The following is a 22892-nucleotide window of genomic DNA, read 5'->3' as shown; positions in this document are numbered from 1 at the left end:
CACACAATAACTATTAGAACATGAAACAATGGACTTCCTTATTAGTCGCTGTTGCATTGGTTCCGACACTGGCTTTCACACAGCCAGCGAAAAAACAAGATCCTAAAATGGATAAGTTTATCTCTGAACTGATGAAAAAAATGACAGTAGATGAAAAAATTGGTCAGCTAAACTTAGTTACTGCGGGCGAGGTAACCACAGGTACTACGGCTAGCACTGGAGTTGAAGCAAAAATTGCAGCTGGTCAAATTGGTGGAATCTTTTCTATGACTACACCTAAAAAAATTCGCGCTGCTCAAGAACTTGCTGTCAATAAAACAAGATTAAAAATTCCGATGATATTTGGTCTTGACGTCATCCATGGATACAAAACGACTTTTCCAATTCCACTGGGGCTTTCTGCCACATGGGACATACCTTTAATTGAAAAAACTGCGCGTATAGCAGCACAGGAAGCTACCGCAGACGGAATCAATTGGACATTCTCTCCAATGGTTGACATCTCTAGAGATGCACGCTGGGGACGAATTTCTGAGGGTTCTGGAGAAGACCCCTATTTAGGCTCTCAAATTGCAAGAGCAATGGTCAAAGGATATCAAGGCGATGATCTAACAGCAGTAAATACCATGATGGCTTGTGTAAAGCACTGGGCACTATATGGAGCTGCTGAATCGGGAAAAGATTATAATACGACCGACATGAGTCTTCACCGTATGTATAATGAATACTTCCCTCCTTATAAAGCAGCTGTAGAAGCTGGAGCTGGAACAGTAATGACTTCATTTAATGATATCAATGGAACACCAGCAACGGCTAATAAATGGTTAGTTACTGATGTTCTTCGCAAAGAATGGGGATTTAATGGTATGGTTGTAACAGATTATACTGGAATTTCTGAGTTAATCGACCACGGTTTAGGAGATTTAAAACAAGTATCGGCACTTTCTATAAAAGCAGGTGTAGATATGGATATGGTATCTGAAGGATTTCTGAACACTTTAAAGCAGTCACTCCAAGATGGCAAAGTCTCACAAAGTGATATTGATCGCGCTTGTCGATTGGTGTTGGAAGCGAAATATAAGTTAGGTTTATTTGAAGACCCTTACCGCTATTGCAATGAAGATCGTGCTCAAACTGAGTTATTGACACCTGCAAATCTAAAAGTTGCACGCGATGCCGCTACAAAATCTTTTGTGCTGTTAAAAAATGACAACCAACTTCTGCCTTTACAGAAAAAAGGTACTGTGGCTGTTATAGGACCTTTAGCAAATACGCGAGCAAATATGGTGGGTACATGGTCAGTAAGTTCTGACTTAGTCAATACTCCTTCCCTAGTCGAAGGCATGCAATCTGTTTTAGGCAATCAAGTGAAAATCGTAACGCACTTAGGTTCAAACTTGCTAGAAGATGCCGTATATCAGGAACATGCGACTATGTTTGGCCGTACGATACCGAGAGACAATAGACCTGAATCTGAAATTGTTGCTGAGGCTTTACAGATCGCTGCCCAAGCAGATGTTATTGTAGCGGCATTAGGTGAATCATCGGAGATGTCTGGTGAAAGCTCAAGCCGTACAGAAATTGGTATTCCTGCGATACAACAACGTCTTTTGTCGGAATTATTAAAAACAGGTAAGCCCGTCGTACTCGTCTTATTTGCAGGTAGACCAATGACCTTAACTTGGGAAAATGAACACGTTCCAGCGATCTTAAATGCTTGGTTTGGAGGATCTGAAACAGGAGCTGCTGTTGCAGAAGTATTATTTGGTGATGTAAATCCGTCTGGAAAACTAACAGCTACCTTCCCTAGAAATGTTGGACAAATGCCCATTTATTATGCACATAAAAATACAGGTAGACCTTTGGCTGAAGGCGGATCCTTTCAAAAATTTAGATCTAATTATATCGATGTGATCAACAGCCCACTTTTTCCTTTTGGATATGGATTAAGTTACACTACATTCGATTACTCTGATCTAAAATTAGACAAATCTTCTATTAAAGCAGGACAATCTATCCAAGCGTCTGTCACATTGAGTAATACGGGTAAATATGATGGTGAGGAAGTTGTTCAGCTCTATATTAAAGATGTTGTTGGTTCAATTACACGTCCTGTCAAAGAATTAAAAGGTTTTAAAAAAGTATTTTTAAAGGCTGGCGAATCTACAACAGTCAACTTTACAGTTTCTGAGGAAGAACTGAAATTTTATAATAATGACTTAAAATTTGTAGCTGAGCCTGGAGATTTTATCCTATATATCGGTAAAAATTCTCAAGATTTATTAGAAAGTAAATTCCAATTAAAATAATTGATTACTCTTTTTAACGTGGGAGCTATCTTAAATGAGATAGCTCCTTTTTTTATGTTATTAAAAAAATATAATAGGTCATCTACTCCATCATGCATCCCTCACAATATGAGTAGTATTCTTACTTAATATTTACTGCAAAATGAATTGTATGTCGCGATCGCAAAAATAGGCTGCTGACTTAAAATAAAAAAGCCGCATCTCACGACGGGGCTTTACTAACTAAACATATGATTGATTGTTGGTATAGTTTAATTGAAATCGATTTTCAAAAAATTAATGAGGGTAAAATCATCAGCTTATTGATAGGTATGAACCGACGTAAGGACTTTCCAAGCACCGTCTTCGTTAATTAAGGTAACAAGATCTGTCATGGTAAAATTTTCAAATTTCAAAGTAACTTTCGCAATCATAGAATTTGGGCACTGTTCCAATACTTGGTAAGAAGTGATGCAATTTAATTTTTCTCCTCGCTGCTTTTTTAAAAAGTTAATAATTTCGGAACGACTGTGACTTTTGGATTTTTCAGTTTGTATCCGTTGGCAGAATTCTGGAGCAAATAATTGTTCCAATCCAATAGATTCTCCCTCTGTAATGACTTCTAAATAATGATCTAGGGCCAATTTTGCCATTGAAAGATTGATAGTCCTTTTTTCAGGCCTACCATCAGCCATTGTGCATATGGATATGACGATAAGGGCTGCTGTTGCACATGTTTTTAATAAAGTTTTCATTGGTCTTTATTTTACATGTTCCTTTTTTAGTACTGATCCCTAGTTAAATGCAATTATTTGAGCGCTTTTTTATTCAATCAACTCAAAGAATCCAATACATGACCTCTAATCAAAAACCAAAGGCAGATCGATAGGTCTTTTACAAACAGTTGTGTATCGCTTATCGAATAGGGCGATCCAAAATAAAAAGTGCCGGATATTTACAAGATGATATTTCGCTTAAACGCACACCCCAGCTCAATGATGGTATCCGTTTTTGAAATCCCGGGAATACTATCTATTTTATCATATAATAACTGTCTCATGTGCTCATGGTCTTTCGCTATAATTTTTAAGTAAAGCGTATAATTTCCTGTGATATAGTAACATTCTGTCACTTCCGGTATTTTTTGCAATTCTTCAATAATTCTTTTAGAATCATGATCCTTTTCCAGGGAGATACCAGTAAAAGCTCCCCAATCATACCCCAGTTTTTTTTCATTTAAAACAGGTTTAATCCCTACTAAAATTCCCTGATCAATTAATCGCGTAATTCGTTGATGAATCATGGTATTGGAAACTCCTAATATGGCAGCAATAGCTGAATAAGCCATCCGTCCATCTGCCTCCAAATGTTTCAAAATCTGTCTGTCAAAATCATCTAATTGACTCATAGTTTACTTTTCTATATGCTGGAATGAATAAGTTAAATTACACATTTTAATGCAAACAAAAAGTTTAATTTAACTTTTCATGGATTAATTAGTTTAAATATTGTACATTTATTTGATAATTCCAATACTATGAATGATTTAACAAATGAAACGAAAAGCAATGCCTTCATTGCAAAGGAAAGTAAATATGGAGCACATAATTACCATCCACTTCCTGTTGTCTTGTCGAGAGGAAAAGGTGTATTTGTTTGGGATGTAGAAGATCGTCGCTATTACGACTTTCTTTCTGCCTATTCTGCCGTAAATCAAGGACATTGTCATCCAAGAATTATTAAAGCATTAAAGCAACAGGCAGAAAAACTGACCCTTACTTCTAGGGCCTTCTACAGTGATCAACTGGGTAATTTTGAGGAATACATTTGCAAACTATTTGGTTATGACAAAGCATTAATCATGAATTCTGGAGTAGAAGCTGTAGAAACAGCCATGAAGCTCTGTCGAAAATGGGCTTATCTCGTTAAAGGTATTGCTAAAGACCAAGCTAAAATTGTTTTTGCTCAGGGCAATTTCCATGGCAGGACAATTTCCATTATTTCGGCTTCTACCGATGATTCTGCAAAAAAAGATTTTGGACCATTTCTAGAAGGTGTGCTTCAAGTGCCTTATAACGATGTGGATGCATTTGAAAATTTATTAGAAAATGATGCAAATATAGCCGGATTTATTGTTGAACCTATTCAAGGAGAGGCTGGTATCATCGTGCCAGATCATGACTATCTAGCTCGTATAAAAGCAATATGTAAAAAATACAATGTACTATTTATTGTCGATGAAATCCAAACAGGGATTGCACGAACAGGCAATATGTTGGCCTCTTACGATATCGATGGTTACAACGACAGTACTAAGCCCGACCTATTGATTTTAGGAAAAGCATTATCGGGAGGTGTACTTCCTGTCTCTGCTGTTTTGGCAGACGATGCGATTATGTTAACCATTAAACCGGGAGAGCATGGTTCAACATATGGAGGTAATCCTTTGGCATGCGCAGTATCCATGGAAGCACTCCAAGTCGTGCTTGATGAGCATTTGGCCGCGAATGCCGAAAATATGGGTCAGTTATTTAGAAATGGCCTTGAAGAAATGATGACCAGATGTCCCATCATCACAGAAGTCAGAGGCAAAGGATTATTAAATGCGATCGTTATTGATAGTGAAGAGGAAGACGATCTAGCTTGGGAAATTTGTTTAAAATTTAAGGAAAATGGATTATTGGCGAAACCGACCCATGGCAATAAAATTCGCTTAGCCCCTCCTTTGGTTATGACACAAGAACAGATCGAGGAAAGTTTAAAAATAATTGAGAAATCCCTAAAACACTTTTCCTAAATATTCATGAAAAGAGCGATTCAATTAATTAAAAACAGATCTGATATTGGTGCAGGAACTCGAGGTTCTGACCTCGGTATTGACGCCATAGAAATTGCTGCAATTAACAAAGGGAGTCAGTATTTTAATACATACACTTACGTCGATATACAGACACGCAATGGTACCATCTATGATCCACTCATTTATCCATTTGGAAGACGGATCAAACAGGTGTTACAACAGTGCAAGCTATTAGCGATATCCGTGGAAGATTGTTTATTAGAAGAAAAATTTCCACTCGTATTCTCGGGAGACCATTCATCAGCAATTGGAACTATTAGTGGTATAAAATCAGCTTTTCCTGATAAAACCTTAGGGGTTATATGGATTGACGCGCATGCTGATCTACACGCTCCCTATACTACTCCTTCAGGCAATCTACACGGTATGCCTTTAGCGGCTGTACTAGGCATTGATAATCTTGAAAATCAAATCAATGACATTGACGAGGAAACTAAAAAATATTGGAATAAACTAAAATCGATTGGAACTTCAAATGCTAAATTGAGATCAGAACATCTGATCTATTTTGGAGTCCGTGATACAGAACCACCAGAAGAAAATTTAATTGAGAAACTAGCCATCAAAAAATATCCAGTTGAAAAGGTCAGAAATAGGAGTATCAAAGTCTGTGTTGCCGATGCATTACAACAATTAGCAGCATGTGATATCGTCTATGTCTCTTTTGATGTTGATAGTATGGATAGTGAATTAATTTCTAATGGAACTGGAACCCCAGTTCCTAAGGGATTTGATCCAGCAGAAATTACCGAAATACTTCAGGAAATCATTGCTTCAGGAAAAGTAATCTGTTTAGAACTTGTGGAGGTGAATCCCCTACTTGATAGTCAAGGCAATCGAATGGCGGAAGTTGCTTTCGAAATTTTAGAACAAGTCACAGAATCAATCGAGGCATTGAGCACACGTTAACAATCTCTTCTTTCATCATTGGACAGATAATACATTTATAACTAAATTGCATCTGTCCAATTATAAAAATTCCTTAATTGGCATCTACTATCTTGTAAACAAAATCTTCTTCCATCCAAAATGATTAACAGGTGTTCGATACTGAACTGTTTCGGTTCTACCTATCTCCCTCCATATGATGGGATATCATTCAATTTTTGGATAATAAAAAACTCCTAAATGAATATTATACTAGCATTTTTGCGTAAAATTGTATTATATACAAAAGTAAATTGAGATTTTTTTTCCATATTGCCTATCAAGGTCAAGATTACAGCGGTTGGCAAAGACAACCAGATGTCAAGAGTGTACAGGAAGTTTTAGAAACTACGCTTTCTAAAATTTTAAAAGTACAAACCACTATATTTGGATGTGGACGTACGGATGCTCAAGTACATGCCAGTCAATATTTTTTTCATGCCGATATGGAAAAAGAATGTGATTTTGATTTACTTTATCGATTAAACAAAGCTCTTCCTACCAATATCGCTGTTTACGATATTATAAAAATGGACGGCAAACCTCATGCTCGTTTTGACGCTATACATAGAGAATACGATTATTTTATACATACGTATAAAGATCCTTTCTTAAGCAATCAAAGTTCTTTATACTTATATCCAAATTTAGATCTGCAAAAAATGAGCGAGGCCGCTAAAGTGTTACTTAAATACAAAGATTTTCGTCCCTTTTGTACTCATCCTGATAAAAATGAGCATACCCTATGTCAAGTATCGTCGACCGGAATATATGTAAATACAAAAGGGGATCGGATTCGTTTTAATATAGCTAGTAATCGCTTTTTAGGAAAAATGATTCGTATTATAACAGGTAAATTGTTGAAAATAGCTGTTGGTGAATTGAGTATTGATGAATTTGAAAATCATTTAATAACATTAGATGTACCAAAAATATTAAACCCAGCCTATCCAGTCGGATTATACCTTTCTAAAGTTAAATATCCATATTTAGACCTGCCCCCACGAACTGATTTTTTGAGCCCTACACAAAGTTCAGACTGGCTATTGATTTAAATATTGCATGCGGTCATTGTCATACTTTTGGTACTTTTTCATTGATAACATCGTATTCATTACCCTATTGTATTCATTTCTCATAATGGGATTGAAAAATACGGCTCTAAAACTCTTGTAATAGCTTCATTATATTTTCGATTGGACGACCAATAACAGCTTGACCATTCTTTACTACGATGGGTCGTTCGATAAGAATGGGATGTTGCAACATGACATCGATCCATTCATTATCCGTAAGTATAAGATCTTTGAAGTTTTCTTGAAATATAGTTTCATGATGTCTAATTAACTGAAGTGGCTTCATTTTGAGTATAGCCAATAGATTTTTCATTTCGTCCTTACTGGGCACATCATTTATATATTCTTGTATATTGAATTCGACATGTTTACTCATTAACAAATCCAATGCAGCACAACTTTTACTACACAATTTATTGTGGTATATCTTTATCATGATGACAATTTATTACAATTAAAACAATAAGCCATTTGATCATATCCATATCGCTTATTGGCCACCTATAGCGGACTTCTACACCTCTATTTGTTTGATAAGCTGAATTTCAGCATTGATCCGAACTTCATCACTGACAACAATATTACCGGCTTCGGTTACAGCATCCCAGGTTAAACCAAAATTCTTACGGCTCAATGAACCACTTAGTGAAAAACCGGCCTTAGTTTGACCATAACTATCCATAACGATTCCTCCAAATGAAACCTCCAACTTAACTGTTTGAGTAATGGAACCAATCGTTAATGCACCAGTTAATACGGCGTGGCTATTAGCTCCCTGATATTTACTTCCCCTGAACCTTAAATGACTATATACATTTGCATTAAAAAAATCAGCGGATTTTAAATGCTCATCTCTTTGTTTATCATTGGTATTAATTGAATTAATTTCGGCAGCAAATTCAATGTTTTTAGCCGTATTAAAATTGTCATTATGAGTTTCCAGCTCAAGTGTAAATTTTTCGAAATAACCCGTTATCGTAGTGATCATTAAATGTTTCACTTTAAAAGACACTTCACTATGACTAGGGTCAATCGACCATTTATTTGATGCGATCATTCATTCGTTTTTAAAATATGATATTCCAGATACTGAGCACTGGTTATCAAACACTACTCACTTAAAATATAAATTGTATTTGCACCTAAATATGAGACCTAGTTCAACTGAATACCAACTCTCAATGCTTGCAAGCCCTTCACACCTTGCAGTTCTTCTAGTTCCAGCTCTTCCATATCATCCAACAAGGTACCGTTCTTTTGTAAATATTGAATATACCCAATATACTCTTTCTCTTCACGTTTTGTAAAATAGACAATGGCAATTTTACCCGGTTGGGTTAGGCGATCATTTGTACCTTTGATCGTTACCTTGTCAATTCTTTTCTTAATAATCTGATACCGAATATTGTATGCTCCTTCAACGTCGAATCGATGCTCATCTGTTCTAAAAGTGATATCAATAAGCGTAGCATTAACAAAAATTAGTTGGGTCGTAAATAATTGTTTTTCCATCTGATCCAACAAACTATGGGTAATCTTTGCGATCGCAGCCATAGATGTTAATTGCCAAAGGCGAATATTTTTGAGGTATATCTCATTAAACTTTTTATCGGGAGCAATTGACTGTCCAATATAAATATCATATTCAACACCATCAGATCTGAACTTTTCAAAATAACAAGGATAAGAATTTTGTAGTTCCTTGTCAAACAATTCAAGATAACCACTGATTCCACTATTTATAATTTGAATCGATCTTTCTAAGACATTACGATTTTTGAATACAATCCCGTGTACGGGATGAATGGCCCTTTCATATTCAGAAATAATTCCATGTGCTTGCTCTGAGTTTTCTTTGAAGTAGGTCAACACTTCAGTCACATGCTGATTGAAAAAGTCATTGAGTTGAATCTGAATAATATCCATTAACTCTTCATTGAGTTCTTGGTGCCATCTACGGCAATTGAAAATCATTTCATCTAGTATAACAATATTATTTAGGCTTTTTAGCTGAATCAAAACATTTTCCAGTAGTTCAAGATGAACGATCATATCCTGAAATGCAGCTCTATTTCTTTCAACGGTTGAATTTCTGATATCTACGGCTCCATATAAAGGATAAACTTGTTCAAATTTGATATCACCAATAACAGGTTTAGGTTTATCTTGTTCAATCCGTTGTAAATATTCCCAAGCCTCTTTATTAAATTTCCACTGCACCGCGGATTGTAAGGATGTAAATTTTTCCTTGATCACCTCATTGATCTGGGTCTGGAATTCGACAATTTCATCTTTCAATAACTGGGCAAGCAGGGTACTTGCTCTAAAGATACGAGCCAGTATTTGGTCTTCTAAAATTGCATCAGTTCTTGTAAAAACCTCAATAATTCCGACGATTTCTTTATTGTGAGCGATTGGAATTAGAGCATAACTTTGAATGCCAAGATCTTTCAACCTATCCCAAAAAAATGAAATTGTTTTATCAGCGATATCCTCTTTCCCATCGAACACTAAAATTTGAGGATTCTGAATAAATTGATCTAACAATTCTTGAATACGTTGCTGACTTGTGTTATTTTCTTTTATTAAATCGAGCAATGCTGATGTCTTCCTTTCTTTGAAATCAAACACCACCTGATCATTTAAATTAAAAAAGGGCAATAACGAAAAATCAATTTCCGAATTTCCTGAAAGTGTTTTTAAAGCAGTAATTACATGTTCATATGAATCTTTTTCATCAATGCCTTTAATAATGATGTTTTTGATATTTTCTAAAGCCTGCTGTTCTGTAATATCTGTGACCGATAAAATTGAAAAACCTTCCATTCGAATCATTTCTAGTGGAATTAATGATTTTATGATTTCAAAATTTAAAGTTTTTGAAAACCCATCGATTACTTTAGATCGATCAAAAAATGGTAGTTCCCCGATGACCTGTACCTCGACAAAAGTATGGTCAATATTGATCCTATAATATTTTTCTAAGCCCGAAGTGTCATCTGTAAATGAATGAATGATCTCAAAGTGCTTGCTTGATTTTATTCCGTATAATCTTTCTAGGATAAATGAATATAACATCTCCATTTTATCATTAAAAGCATCAGAACAATCTACTACATCAAGTTGATTTTCACACTTATACTGCTTCAGTAATGTGTAAAATTTATTCGTTCCATAACATATCGTTTTTCCTAATGGAAATCCTATAGCCCAGTAGTTATCTTCATAATCGGACAAAAGAGGATTGAGAGTCGCATGGATCAGTTGTAATTCCTGTTCGAATTTAAATATGTTATCATTATTCACAGGTCCATGCGCTGCAAGAGCGTTATCAAAATCATGCAATACATGTGTTAAAAAATCCCTCCTTATTAAAAGTTCATCGTTATATCTTCTTTTCAGATATTTTAGAAATGGTTCAAACGAGAGGTGAGTTTCAATAATAGGGAATTGATCTTCTTCGTCGCTAATAATGTTGAATAATGCTGATTGCATATTTTATAAATTAAAATCAAGATTCCAGTACAAGACTCCAACAAAAAAGAATATGTACTATTCTTAAAGGATTAGCTTAATGGATAATAACCAACAGCAAAAACTGAGTTATCATGTATTTTGGATGCTTGAATTCTTTGTAATATTTAATAGTTACTATTTTTAAATGGAATATTATAGGTAAAATCCTTCTTTATGCCTTTATTCTCATAAGTATAATAAGTTATTTGTGTACTTCTATCGAGCATCATATCGACAGTCACAAAACCTTGCATTGAATTCTTATAGAGCAAATGATTATTTCCTTTTATAGATGAGCTTTTTGAACCTGAACCACTAACAATTTGATACTGACCATCCGCTTTAATGAATTGGAGACCATGGTCATGTCCGGAAATATACAAGTAGTTAGGAAATCCATTAAATACTTCCTTGACACTTTGCTTCAAGTGCTTGTATGCGGCATGATTCATGTCTTCTGGATTTGAAAATGCGGTAGATCGTAATAAAGGATACAGCGACCCTATAACAGGTAGAGGTAAGTAGTAATTTTTATTCAAAATCGTAAGTGGAAAGATATGATCTTTCCATGAATAATAACCAGCATGTACACCGTAGGAATAAAAAGGATGATGCGAAGTTACTAATATGGTTTTATTTTTATTTTTATCGCGTATTTTACGCAATCTCTCCAATATTTCTGCCTCAGAATTACAGTCACACCCCATACTTCCATCATTCTTTTTATAAGGAAATAACCACCACTCACTGTCATATGCAATCATAACCATATGCTCTGAAATTGGTATTTCTACCGGATCAGGGCAACCATTTGATGGAATTAAACGTAAAAGAGAATCCTTTTGTGATGCTAAAAATTGTCCTTGAGCTCTAATCTTTGCAAGCCCATCTTTTCCAGATCGATCCCAATCATGATTGCCCGGAATAAAATATACTGGCGCACCTGCTTTTCGCATAGGTTCATACTGAGAACGTAGAATGGCTGCAGTCTCTAGCTCCTCTTTACTACCCGAAAGTCCCATTCCTTTTGGATAAATATTGTCACCGAGGTACATTACTGTGCTCCTTCCTTTAATAATTAGCGCTGCAGCATGAGGTATTATGGTTTCTTGTTTAAAATTCATTTCACCTGCATCACCGATAAAGATGACCCTATTTACGACACTGTCTTGTCCAAAAGCTTGGATCGTGAGACATGATAAAAAAAGAACAAACCAATTTTTCAACATGTGATCAATTTAATTTAAATTTCAATAATGTTGCTTTTCCATTTTTATCTCCAGCCTCATTGCCAATAAATAGATTGCCCGCATGATCAAAAGCAATTGCTTCTGGTTGATTGAAGATAGCTGGATTTAAAGGATAGGCACCAATTACCTCCCATTTATCATCAGTCACGACCAGCATTTTATTAATAGAAGAAAGGATATACCATTGATTCGTTTTTTTATTTCTGGTCATCGCAGAAGGACGAAACTTCTTCCCATTTAAACTACTAAAATGATCAATTTGCTGCTCATTAATTTGAAATTCGCTTTTTAGTGAAATATCACCATCTTTAGAAATCGCCAAAATATAACCTGTAAGACTTTTTGATTTATTATCAACCGCGCATTTCTTACATAAAACATAGAGTAAACTATCCATTGGCGATGCTGCTAAAGACTCATATTCTGCTTTGGGAATAATGTGTTTCCCGACCTTGACACTTTCTGCGTTTTGCTGAAGCAGATCGGTATAGGGGAATGTATAAATAGATCCATTGCTTTCAAGTACCATAATAAAACCATTGCTGATCGCGATATCTTCATAATCTCCTTTCTTCGCAAATTTAATTTCCTGGTGTTTTTTCTCCCCTGGCGCAAAAAAATATACGATTCCATTTTCATCTTCATTTGCAAAGATATGGTTAGAACTTTCCTCTGGAAACGCTATTCCAGATAATTCATGAAGCGCATCTGGAACAAACAGCTTCTCTCCATTATTTAAATCAAAACCCTTTGGACTTGGGTAAACAATATGATGCTGAGCACATGCTGAAAAGAAAAACAAGCACACGAAAGGCAGTAAGATCAACAGGTATTTTCTATTATTCATTTTCAGTAATTCAAAATGTCTTCATTAGTATGTAAAAGTCATAAAAGTTATGATATGTTCATGACTCAATCCTACAATTTTTAAATTTTTATCATTTCTACGAGTTTATAACTGTTTTTGAAATGTAAGCTTTTCAATTTATTTGTTGACATACCTGCAACCTATAAAATCTAAGCATTGAGAATAACGACAACAAGAAATGCAAATACAGATACAATTAAACCGTACATAAATATATTATAAGCTAGTCGCAGTAATTTAAATTTACGACCTAGTACTACTCCTTGTGAGTAGACATCTTTTATCAAGGTATTATACAGGTATTCGCGTTCTTCCATAATCAGTTTCATCCCACTGCTATAGCTTTCTAAATTCATTTTATAGAAATTACCAAAAAACAGTAAGTTAACTTTTTTATTCTTCAGGTCTTCATCTGTATATTTGCCATTTGGAACAGATGGCCGTGTTGCCAAAATAGCGATCACCATAGTCGCCAAACTGGTAAATAACAATATTGCTGTGGGAAATATCAAATGGGCATTACTATCTAACTTACGCAGTAGTAAGGCAATGACAACCGATAGTATAATGGAGTTTACAGTGATTAAGATATTCGATTTATTATCTGCCATATCACTTAAACGCTGATTATTGGTAGAAGTTATTCGGAACATCGTCTCAATACCGCGTTCGGGTCTATTACCTTTCTGTTCTGCTTGATGCTCCTTTTTATGGTTTTTTTTATTTTCTTTTTTTTCCAACTCGGTTGTATCAGATTCTTTTTTTTGTTTTAAAGTTGCCATATTTTGCTTTTTCTTGTGATCCAGAAATTTACGACCATAGTCCGTATGATAATGATGGCTTTCCATTAACTGGAGAGTACCTTTTCTCCAGTCCTCTTTATTGACCTGATAACCGCAGGCTTTTACCTCTTGTCGCATTAGTTTGTTGCGAGCATCAAATCGATCACTGCCTAAATGAAACAAGTCGGCATCACAGACAATTTCTTCTAATAAATTTTGAGGAGATTGAGGTAATTTTGTTGCTAATATACATCCGCGAATGGCACTGATCATAGGAATGTCTACATTTTTTTCCCTGAAAAACTTTTCAGCTATATCTGCACTTCTCTCTTCATGACTTTCTTTACCATTCACGCAATAACCAAGGTCGTGAAAATAGGCAGATAGTGTAACAATTGCGGTATCATGTTCATCTAAATTATAATAAGATGCCATTGTTCGCGCCGCTTCCACCACTTCTTCTGTATGGTCACTATTATGGAAGCTTAATTTTGAAAGATCATGATCACCCATATACTTTCCTACATATGCTGCAGTTTCCTTTATCAATTGAGAATAATCCATGAGATATGAGTTACTTTTATAAGTGATCAATTTGTTTTTCATTCATGCTTTTATAGTTTAAAGATAAGGATAAATAATACAATAATTCTTACGTCTTTAACCGCTCGAAGGTATCGATTATTGATAAAAAAACCTTTAAAAACAGATAGCTCGACTCCTATTACATCCACCCACTTCATATAACATGTAAAACACGTATATAAATTGGTTACTGTCATAACTGATGACTCAACTTAATGTCAGTGCCATTGATTACGACTGCTCAAATTCAACTTAGTAGAACCAATATAATACCCACTAAAGCTGGAACTGCTTGCTTATAAAAGATGCTTTTTCCTGCTGTCGCACTACCGTATACTCCGGCAATGAAAACACAACCTAGAAAAAACAGCGCTACTTGACTCTGCCAAATGACATCACTTATATATAGAGACCAAATAAGTCCCGCCGATAAAAATCCATTGTAGAGCCCCTGATTGGCCGCTAATGTCTTTGTTTCTTTAAATAGGTGCGCGGGTAAAGATTTAAATGTTTCCTTACCTTTAGTTTCCCAGGCGAACATTTCTAACCATAATATATATATATGTTCTAATGCTACTAAAGCAATTATTATTTTTGCAGTAATTCCAATTAGTCCTTCCATAAGTTAAATTGCTAAGTTTAAGATGTCATGATATACCACTGATATATGACAAGTTTTATATTTATCATGATAAATATAAAAAAAATCAAGGATATTTATATTTAAAACTCTCAAACTAGATCTGTTTCTTTTTTTTATTGGTTAGGATTTTGCGATGGACGGCTGCGTATTAAATCAAGACCGGAAAGACAAAAAGACTTCTTTTGCATCATAGACACAAGATCTAATTTTACGTGTTCGTTAACTTTATATGCATTAACATATAACGAATATAGTCTGTCCATAAAAAATTTAAATATATTTGTCGGAAATGATCAAAGGACTATCCTATTAATAAGGAAAAATGATTTAAGACTATATTACGCAAACGATGGAAATAAGAAACAGCACAGCTAACGATATAACGGATATATTCAACATATACGAACAGGCCTCTGCTTATAAGTTAAAGGTAGGCAATAAAGGCTGGAAAGGATTTGAAGTAGCTCAGGTACAGAAAGAGATCGATGAAGATAGACATTTTGTTATCTTAGAAGAAAATGTTTTAGCTTGTACATTCGTTCTGACATTTAAAGATGACATCATATGGAAAGAATCTGCGAATGACTCATCAATCTATATTCATCGAATAGCGACCAATCCACTTTTTAGAGGAAATTCATATGTAAAAAAGATTGTCTCATGGGCTAAAGAATATGCACGGAATAGTGATAAAAAATATATTAGACTCGATACGCATAGTGGTAATGATAAAATAAATAACTATTACATGAGTTGCGGTTTTACTTATAAAGGAATCAGTCAAATAAATTGGACACCAGCTCTACCCGAGCACTATAAAGAGGGATCATTCAGTCTTTTTGAAATTATTTTATAATAATACTATCCTCTCCACTCTCCTTCTCTTCTACATATTCATTATTTTAGGGCACTACCACCAGTGTATTTTCTTAAATTATGAAATTGAATAGATACCTCATTTAAATATTATTCACTCAACATGATCTGTACTCACACATTTCATTGGGTTAAAATCGAAATCATATGACAAGGTTTCCCTTCGTCATGTCCATTTATAATCATATCATAATTTCTGAATCGCATAAGCAGTGGATGTATTTCTAATAGAAAAACAAACATTTTAGGTCTTTTGATTGTTTAATTAATGAAATTCAATATTTAAATAAAAGATTCTATTATGAAAAACTCGAAGTTAAAAGACGAATTTGAACAAGTTAACGAAAGTAGCGGTACTTCACCCCATCGTTATGGTAAGGACGCTTTTAAGAAGGATAAAAAGACAAAAAAAAACAACAATATATTCTGGATTGGTGGTGCACTAGTGGCATTGTTAGTTTGGAAATATTGTCAAAATGATCCTGCTAAAAAGAATGTATTGGGATTTATAGGATGTAAAAAAAATCTATGAATCAATGATGTTGTCCATACATAATTCACTTTTTCAATAAGCGTTTTAAAATTCTTAAGTACGTCAAAAAGCATAATAGAGCAGCTGGCTATTTAGCTGTTAAAATTCAAAACGCACAATTTTTAAATTATCAAATTTTAATATAATTATATACATATGAGTCAAGAAAATATAAATCAAAGGGAGGAAGCGATAAAAAAAATTAAAGAACTTGCAGAAGGTATTAATTTTTGCTTTTTCTGTACTGATCTTAATCACCCCCCTTTCGAGTCCACTCCCATGAGTGTACAGGAAGTAGATGATCAAGGTAATATCTGGTTTCTTGCATCTAAAGATAGCGATAAGTACAGAAACATTAAATTGAACAAACAGGTTCAGCTGTATTTTTCAGATCCGTCATCTATGAAATATCTGTCTCTTTTTGGAAACGCTGAGATAGTGGATGATCAAAGTAGAATAGATAAATACTGGAATAAATTTGTTGAAGGATGGTTTGAAAAAGGTCGCACAGATCCCAATATTATTTTATTCAAAATTAAGCCTGAACATGCTCATTATTGGGATACGAAACATCACAAGTTGATATCATATGCCATTACCTTAATTAAGTCTGTAGGTGGAGATTTGGAAGATCAAGGCAGAGAAGGTCAAATTCATATTTAATTAGAGAAAAATTTATTAAAATCACATATTATGAAAAAAGTAACATTTTTATCAATGATGTTGTCAGGGGCATTGCTTTACTCATGTAATAACAATACTCCACAAGAGAAGGCAGAGAATGCTATGGAAAAAACAGAAGAAAAAGCACAAGATGCGGCATCTGATGCTGAAAAAGCTTCTGATAAAGCTGCTCATATTGATTTAGAAAAAACTATTTATTCGAATATGGCAGCTGCAAATGCAGCTGTTGCTAAGATAGCTATGCCTGCTTTGTCAAATAGTAAAGCGAAAGAACTTTGTTCTGATCTAGGCAAATCGATCGTAGACCGTATTAATGCTAAAACTAATGATAATATCATTGAGGCAGAGAAAGATATATTAGAAGATAGAACTGATGTTGAAAAAGCATTTTTGGAAAAGAAAATTTCAGCTCAGGACAAGGATCATATTCTGAAATATGCTGATGATTGTTTATCAGCAGCGAGAGGAACATTATAATCAAAAATCATTATTGCGCTTTACCTAAAAAGGCTAGTATCCCAATGATACTAGCCTTTTTAGGTAAAACATTTTATCATTAAATCGTCACACGTCCTCCAGTGGCAGGAATGGTAGCTCCAGAAATATAGGATGCAGCGGGTGAGGCTAAGAATACATAAATTGGTGCAATTTCAGCTGGTTGGCCTGGTCTACCAATAGGTGTATTCGCTCCAAACTTTTCATGATCTGGAATCGTACTTGGAATTAAAGGTGTCCATACCGGACCTGGCGCCACAGCATTTACACGAATATCTGAACCATCTTCGAAAAATTGTTGCGCTAAACTGGCAGTATAATTTTGAATAGCAGCTTTTGTTGCAGCGTAAGGGAGTAATTTAGGATTAGGATCATAAGCATTAACAGATGTCGTATTGATAATACTACCCCCTTTTGGCAAATGAGGTTTAGCATACTTGGTAAGATAGAACATAGCACTAACGTTCGTCTCAAAAGTTTTATTCCACTCTGCTGCAGAGATATCAGTAACGGAATTGTAAGTCATTTGATAAGCAGCATTATTAATTAAAATATCTAAACGACCAAATGTTTCTACTGTTTGCTGAATTGCTGATTGGCAGAAAGATTCATTGCGTATATCACCTCGGATTAACAAAGCCTTTTGACCCGCTTTTTCAATCCAACCAGCAGTATCTGTAGCATCTTCATTTTCAATTTCGTCAAGATAAATGATGGCAATATCCGCTCCTTCCCGAGCCATAGCTATAGCCGTAGCTTTTCCTATCCCAGAATCACCTCCTGTGATCAAACAAACTTGACCAGCTAAGAGATTATTTCCAATATATGTTTTTTCTCCGTGATCGGGCACAGGATCCATTTTTGCAGAGATGCCTGGTACTATTTGATCTTGCTTTTTAAATGGTGGCTGTGGATAGGAAGGATTTTGTTGATTTGTTACTTTCATAATAATTCGAATTAAAAAAATACCTTAATTTGTAACTCTTATTTGGGGTGTAAGAGCATATCAAATAATAAAACAAGCATTCCACAACAGATATTGTGTTTATTTAACCTGTTCATCAGTCGGCGCTAACGACTTGAATCTTTAAAACATAACTGATCTGTTGTGGAATGCATAAAAGCAAAAACTATTTTTGCCACATGTAAAGAAATACGACGATCATCACAATAACTGCAATCCAGATCGCCCATGGTATAGTTTTAGCAGCAGGTTTATCGCCATTTTCTTCATGTGCTTCCTGTGGGACCTCATTCTCTGAATAATTGGTCTTATTATCTAAATTATTTTCCATGACTTAGCTTTTTTAGTTACTTAATCGAATCTCTCTGAGTCGAATCTACCTTTATGGTATCACCTTGCATACTCATTTCTTGTTGCTCACTTAAATTATAACGTGTTTCATCACCAGCCGATGGTGCTATTTTACTATTATTTCCTTCACTATCAGTTTTGGATGTATTATTTTTACAAGCACCAAATATACCTAAAGATAAAAATGCTGTTAATGTTATCAATTTGAACTTTTTCATATTCTTTTTTAATTTGATTTACATATAACTAACTTTCATTTTGAAGCTATTGTTTGTTATCTATCGATATATACGCATTAATCATAAGCTATTGCGTATTAATACGCCCAAGTAACCTCGAGATTATGGTGAAAAAAATTATTGCATTAAGCCTGTTTTGATCGCATATTTTATAAGTGCTGCTGTATTTTTAACACCGGTTTTTTCTAGTAAGTTTTGTCGGTGCCCCTCTACTGTGCGTTTGCTTAAGAACAATTTATCAGCGATCTGCAAGTTTGTAAAACCTTCTCCGATGAGTTCCAATACTTCCATTTCACGCTCCGATAAACCAATTTTAAGCATAATCTGTTCTATATTGAGAAATGCTGTAGGCGATTTTTGAAGCGTATCTAACATAATCATGCTAATCTCTTCACATATAAATTTCCCCCCCTTTGCTACATGTCTTATTGCATATAGCATTTCTTCATATCCCACATTTTTAACCAAATATCCATTAGCACCATTTTGGAAAGCCTGTAATACATGTTGCACGTTATTTAACATGGAAAGGACAATTATTTTAATTGTTGGATAGTCACTTTTTACATGAGTAATCAATTCTAACCCATCCATATCAGACATGTTGATATCTGTAATAAGCACATCTGGTATATTTCCAGATTTTAAAATCTCTAAAATCATATTGCCATTTGTGCCTTGATCAATAACTTCGAGATCAGATTGTGATTCAAGCAATAATTTAACTCCATTAAGGACGACCAAATGATCTTCAGCCAAAACAATTTTAATCATGATTAATTTAATTTTACATTAACAACGATCTTATTTCTATCCGAACTTGTATTGATGTCGAGTGTCCCTTCAAATAAATTTACGCGATCTTGCAATTTTCTGATATTTTCTTTATTATAATTTTTAAGCTCTTTAGTATAATTTTCACTTACTCCTTCCATTTCCAATAATAGATTATCCTTATTTACCACTAATTTAATTACTAATATACACTCATTATCAGTTATGAACGAAGCTCGCAACATAAACTGTACCAATTGAAATAACTTGAGCTGAAAATTAAAATCCAAATTGTTGACGGCCTTGTCAACATAAACTTCATTTTTGGTACTACTATATTGAAGAAATAGATCTTCTATGGCTCTTTGGAAGCCAAAATCTCTTAACACTACAGGCAAAAGGTCATTCGCCATTTGTTGAACCTTTCCGATCGTACCATTAATAATATCTTTGACTTGATCAATGGGTAGTGAATGTCCCTGTTCTATTGAATAACGCTGTAAAGTTAACTGTATTGCATATAAATCTTGAGCTATATATTCATGAAGTAGTTTTCCCAATAGTAAATTTTGATCTTCATATTCTTTAATAATCGATTTATATAATTTTTCTCGTGACTGCATACCCAAGATTTATAAAAAAATGTTATGTATCTAACACCTTATAATTCGTGTTATCGATTACAAATATCGATCCTATCACGGTATAAATAATACGTGATTTCAACCGTATTAATACGTGGTCATATTGCGTCATCTTGGTTACTTATTTAGTATTTATATGTCAATCTGGTGTTGATACATGATCTGAAGAAATATATAAATCTGAAAATCTGCAAATTAAAAAACACAAAAGTTCCAGTGATTTTATTTTTTGTCATTTATCTATTGATCATAGAAATACTTAAATTTAGTTGAAGTTTTAAAGCCATCATATCATTCTGATAGTTATGATTTATTTTCGTTAATTTAGGGCATTATAGGAGTATATATTTTATATGAGAGTCGATTTAAATATTTCAGGTCAAAATACGATTAATATCCAGCAATTCGGCAGCATCATCATATTAGATCTTAATTTGCACATTATTGGCATTAGTGAAAATGCTCTAGAAGAACTAAAGATCGATCATATCGATCATGTACTTGATTGTTCTCTAGAATCTTTAGGCCCTACTATTTTTGGTAAGCATACAAATAAAATTCATCGACTAATCGAGAATATTAAGGACCACGTTATTCCACGTCAGATTATTCCAATAAAATTAGCTAACAAAAGAGTCTATTTAAAGTTAAGCTTACATGATGATCAAATTTTTATTGAATGGGAGGAACAGTTCAAAAAATATACTTCAGCAAAGAAAATTAACGAATTCAGTTTCTTACTTGATACCATACAACCCAATAATTGGGACCTAGTCTGTCATGCTATCAATCGTATATTACATTTTGACCACGTATTTGTTGTTCAAATAGAAGAAACTGGATATAGCCACGTCGTAGCTGAAGATACGTTAGATGGTCAACAATACTACAAAGACATGGAGTTTTCAAAAAGCTTTATGCCCAAAGAAGTTTTCCCATTCTATAGTATGTGCTCCTATCGCTATAGCCCAAATTTAAAAAACAACAATCAAAAATTTTATACTAATAAACAAGATTTCATATTATTAGAAAGCCAACTAGTCCCTGTTCCAGAGCTTCATCAAATTTTTTTATCAGAAAAAGGTGTCGTAAGTGCTTTATTTTTTTCAATTCATATTGATGGCAACTTTTGGGGTCTATTGGTCGCCCATCACGGTAAAGAAAAAAATATCGACCTCCAGCAACGTAAACTATGTACGTTCGCAATTCAGAACGCGACGAGTAAATATGAGAGTTACCTCAAGCAAAATCTACTTGAAAGAAACGAGATTTTAAGAACAGCTGAAGTTGATTTAAAAATTGACCTTTTAAAAAGTAAGAGTGTAAATTGTGCATTGATGAAACATATGGAAATCATCATGGATATGGTTGATGCTGATGGTTTTGCACTATTTAATCAAGGGGATGTTTGTTTTAATGGAATTTGCCCTACTAAAGCCCAACTTTACGAGATAGTAGCATTTATACAGGCACATACTGAAAAATCACTGTTTAAAGATAATAATTTCAGAGAAACACATGCTAAAAAATTCAAAGGTCGACTGCCATTTGCAGGCTTGATGTATCTTAAAGTTGGTCTTTTAAATGATCAGATATTGATCTGGTTTCGTAAAGAGAGCGCAAGTAAAGTACTAAATTTGCAGTTAAATCCATTAGCCAGTGAACAAAATACCCCAAGAATAGTCATTACGGAAAGTAGTAATAAAGATATTGCAAAATCGTGGAATGATATCGAGATCAATTTTGTTTTGACATTAAATCAGATTTTAAAAGAATCTATTGTCAGTAAGCTTAAAGAGAAACAACAATGGAATGAACAGGTGGTAGCTTCTAATAATGAATTGGAGATGCTAACCTTTACACTTTCTCATGACCTAAAGAATCCTCTTTCTATATTAAAAATCGGTCTTCAATTTTTGCAAAATAGTAAAGATGTGCTGAATGCAGTAGCGCTTCAAAAATGGTATAGCAATCTGATAGCAAGTACAGAGAGTATCGAAGAGATCATTAATAATGTGGTATCATTGAGTCAACAGAAAGGGAATAGCTTATCTAAAGAACCTATTCCAATGGCCTACAACCTGCAACAGATTTTTAATGACAGCTCCTTACTTTACGAAAATAAGTCTTGTGAAGTTGAATATGGAAAATTATTGCCGATATGGGCTGAAAAAAGCGCACTGTATCAAATATTTAGCAATTTAATCAGTAATGCGATCAAATATTCAACACATGTCACCACCGCTACCTTATATATTAATAGTTATTTCGAAGGAGGTCAAGTTTGTTATCTGATCCAAGACAATGGGATTGGTATTCCAAAAGAAAATCTTACTCAAATTTTCGAAATTTTTAAAAGGGGAAGCAATGTTAAAGATATTGAGGGTACCGGAGTAGGTCTTTCATTAGTTAAACGGATCATGGAACGACTTGGAGGAAGCATCAAAATAGAATCGGAAATCAATAAAGGCACTTCCGTTTATCTTTATTTCCCAATAGTGGAAGACTTCCCTCCCAGCATGCTGGCGGATTAAACAA

The 22892-nt window shown here is 34.3% G+C and carries 23 protein-coding genes; 9 read left to right on the top strand and 14 right to left on the bottom strand.

Going from position 1 to position 22892, the window contains the following annotated elements; all coding sequences use genetic code 11:
- Nucleotides 1–20: 20 nt before the first annotated feature.
- A complete protein-coding gene (bglX, locus tag AC06G9_RS09940) occupies nt 21–2309 on the top strand; it encodes a beta-glucosidase BglX (RefSeq protein ID WP_480958040.1) in 2289 nt (762 codons plus the stop codon).
- A 299-nt stretch (nt 2310–2608) separates the two neighbouring features.
- On the opposite strand, the gene AC06G9_RS09935 is transcribed toward bglX, so the two are convergent.
- Together AC06G9_RS09935 and AC06G9_RS09930 are read right to left on the bottom strand one after the other, a co-directional pair.
- Nucleotides 2609–3043: a nuclear transport factor 2 family protein gene (locus tag AC06G9_RS09935; protein WP_084405340.1), complete on the bottom strand. Its 435-nt coding sequence runs from the start codon at nt 3041–3043 to the stop codon at nt 2609–2611.
- A gap of 200 nt (nt 3044–3243) precedes the next feature.
- On the bottom strand, nt 3244–3696 hold the full coding sequence (locus AC06G9_RS09930; RefSeq protein ID WP_108159788.1) for an Lrp/AsnC family transcriptional regulator: 453 nt from the start codon (nt 3694–3696) through the stop codon (nt 3244–3246).
- 129 nt (nt 3697–3825) lie between these two features.
- Between AC06G9_RS09930 and rocD the strand changes: the two genes are divergently transcribed.
- The 3 genes from rocD to truA all read left to right on the top strand — a co-directional run bounded on the left by rocD (nt 3826) and on the right by truA (nt 7130).
- Nucleotides 3826–5085 carry an ornithine--oxo-acid transaminase gene (gene rocD, locus AC06G9_RS09925; RefSeq protein WP_480958039.1) on the top strand — a complete coding sequence of 420 codons (1260 nt, stop codon included), beginning with the start codon at nt 3826–3828 and terminating at the stop codon, nt 5083–5085.
- Nucleotides 5086–5091: 6 nt separating this feature from the next.
- Nucleotides 5092–6057: an arginase gene (locus tag AC06G9_RS09920; protein ID WP_045754178.1), complete on the top strand. Its 966-nt coding sequence runs from the start codon at nt 5092–5094 to the stop codon at nt 6055–6057.
- 272 nt (nt 6058–6329) lie between these two features.
- Nucleotides 6330–7130 (top strand): tRNA pseudouridine(38-40) synthase TruA, encoded by an 801-nt coding sequence (gene truA / locus AC06G9_RS09915; RefSeq protein ID WP_293924984.1) that lies wholly within the window; start codon nt 6330–6332, stop codon nt 7128–7130.
- 106 nt (nt 7131–7236) lie between these two features.
- On the opposite strand, the gene arsC is transcribed toward truA, so the two are convergent.
- The 7 genes from arsC to AC06G9_RS09880 all read right to left on the bottom strand — a co-directional run bounded on the left by arsC (nt 7237) and on the right by AC06G9_RS09880 (nt 14774).
- The gene (arsC, locus tag AC06G9_RS09910; RefSeq protein WP_045754176.1) at nt 7237–7587 is read right to left on the bottom strand and encodes an arsenate reductase (glutaredoxin); all 351 of its coding nucleotides are present in this window, start codon (nt 7585–7587) and stop codon (nt 7237–7239) included.
- A 78-nt stretch (nt 7588–7665) separates the two neighbouring features.
- On the bottom strand, nt 7666–8208 hold the full coding sequence (locus AC06G9_RS09905; RefSeq protein ID WP_094772890.1) for a YceI family protein: 543 nt from the start codon (nt 8206–8208) through the stop codon (nt 7666–7668).
- Between the two features lie 98 nt (nt 8209–8306).
- The gene (locus tag AC06G9_RS09900) at nt 8307–10646 is read right to left on the bottom strand and encodes a hypothetical protein (RefSeq protein WP_248753855.1); all 2340 of its coding nucleotides are present in this window, start codon (nt 10644–10646) and stop codon (nt 8307–8309) included.
- A gap of 146 nt (nt 10647–10792) precedes the next feature.
- Nucleotides 10793–11896, bottom strand: a complete 1104-nt coding sequence (locus AC06G9_RS09895) for a metallophosphoesterase family protein (RefSeq protein WP_248753856.1) — start codon at nt 11894–11896, stop codon at nt 10793–10795.
- 4 nt (nt 11897–11900) lie between these two features.
- Complete coding sequence (locus AC06G9_RS09890) at nt 11901–12764, bottom strand: SdiA-regulated domain-containing protein (protein ID WP_108159795.1); 864 nt, start codon at nt 12762–12764, stop codon at nt 11901–11903.
- A gap of 170 nt (nt 12765–12934) precedes the next feature.
- Nucleotides 12935–14173, bottom strand: a complete 1239-nt coding sequence (locus tag AC06G9_RS09885) for a Pycsar system effector family protein (RefSeq protein WP_293924981.1) — start codon at nt 14171–14173, stop codon at nt 12935–12937.
- Nucleotides 14174–14399: 226 nt separating this feature from the next.
- On the bottom strand, nt 14400–14774 hold the full coding sequence (locus AC06G9_RS09880) for a DUF1304 domain-containing protein (RefSeq protein ID WP_211322275.1): 375 nt from the start codon (nt 14772–14774) through the stop codon (nt 14400–14402).
- A gap of 370 nt (nt 14775–15144) precedes the next feature.
- On the opposite strand from AC06G9_RS09880, the gene AC06G9_RS09875 reads away from it, so the two are divergent.
- The 4 genes from AC06G9_RS09875 to AC06G9_RS09860 all read left to right on the top strand — a co-directional run bounded on the left by AC06G9_RS09875 (nt 15145) and on the right by AC06G9_RS09860 (nt 17364).
- Nucleotides 15145–15651 (top strand): GNAT family N-acetyltransferase, encoded by a 507-nt coding sequence (locus tag AC06G9_RS09875; protein WP_248753860.1) that lies wholly within the window; start codon nt 15145–15147, stop codon nt 15649–15651.
- 321 nt (nt 15652–15972) lie between these two features.
- On the top strand, nt 15973–16203 hold the full coding sequence (locus tag AC06G9_RS09870; RefSeq protein ID WP_248753861.1) for a hypothetical protein: 231 nt from the start codon (nt 15973–15975) through the stop codon (nt 16201–16203).
- Nucleotides 16204–16359: 156 nt separating this feature from the next.
- Nucleotides 16360–16866, top strand: coding sequence for a pyridoxamine 5'-phosphate oxidase family protein (locus AC06G9_RS09865; protein WP_153198350.1), 507 nt, complete (start codon nt 16360–16362; stop codon nt 16864–16866).
- Between the two features lie 30 nt (nt 16867–16896).
- Nucleotides 16897–17364 (top strand): hypothetical protein, encoded by a 468-nt coding sequence (locus AC06G9_RS09860; RefSeq protein ID WP_480958038.1) that lies wholly within the window; start codon nt 16897–16899, stop codon nt 17362–17364.
- Between the two features lie 79 nt (nt 17365–17443).
- Here AC06G9_RS09860 and AC06G9_RS09855 read toward each other — a convergent pair whose 3' ends face one another.
- From AC06G9_RS09855 to AC06G9_RS09835, 5 genes are all read right to left on the bottom strand, one after another.
- Nucleotides 17444–18328, bottom strand: coding sequence for an SDR family oxidoreductase (locus tag AC06G9_RS09855; RefSeq protein WP_480958037.1), 885 nt, complete (start codon nt 18326–18328; stop codon nt 17444–17446).
- A gap of 184 nt (nt 18329–18512) precedes the next feature.
- Nucleotides 18513–18677: a hypothetical protein gene (locus AC06G9_RS09850; RefSeq protein ID WP_248753863.1), complete on the bottom strand. Its 165-nt coding sequence runs from the start codon at nt 18675–18677 to the stop codon at nt 18513–18515.
- A gap of 16 nt (nt 18678–18693) precedes the next feature.
- A complete protein-coding gene (locus AC06G9_RS09845) occupies nt 18694–18915 on the bottom strand; it encodes a hypothetical protein (RefSeq protein WP_480958036.1) in 222 nt (73 codons plus the stop codon).
- A 138-nt stretch (nt 18916–19053) separates the two neighbouring features.
- Entirely contained in the window at nt 19054–19710 is a 657-nt protein-coding gene (locus AC06G9_RS09840; RefSeq protein ID WP_045753542.1) for a response regulator transcription factor, read from the bottom strand.
- A 2-nt stretch (nt 19711–19712) separates the two neighbouring features.
- A complete protein-coding gene (locus AC06G9_RS09835; RefSeq protein WP_293924980.1) occupies nt 19713–20333 on the bottom strand; it encodes a hypothetical protein in 621 nt (206 codons plus the stop codon).
- 374 nt (nt 20334–20707) lie between these two features.
- Here AC06G9_RS09835 and AC06G9_RS09830 point away from each other — a divergent pair, with 374 nt between their 5' ends.
- Nucleotides 20708–22888, top strand: coding sequence for an ATP-binding protein (locus AC06G9_RS09830; RefSeq protein WP_248753866.1), 2181 nt, complete (start codon nt 20708–20710; stop codon nt 22886–22888).
- Nucleotides 22889–22892 lie beyond the last annotated feature (4 nt).

The sequence above is a fragment of the Sphingobacterium sp. MAE genome (genome assembly GCF_056711605.1).
The sequence above is the reverse complement of the archived record's forward strand: the minus strand, read 5'-3'. Positions and strand labels throughout refer to the sequence as shown.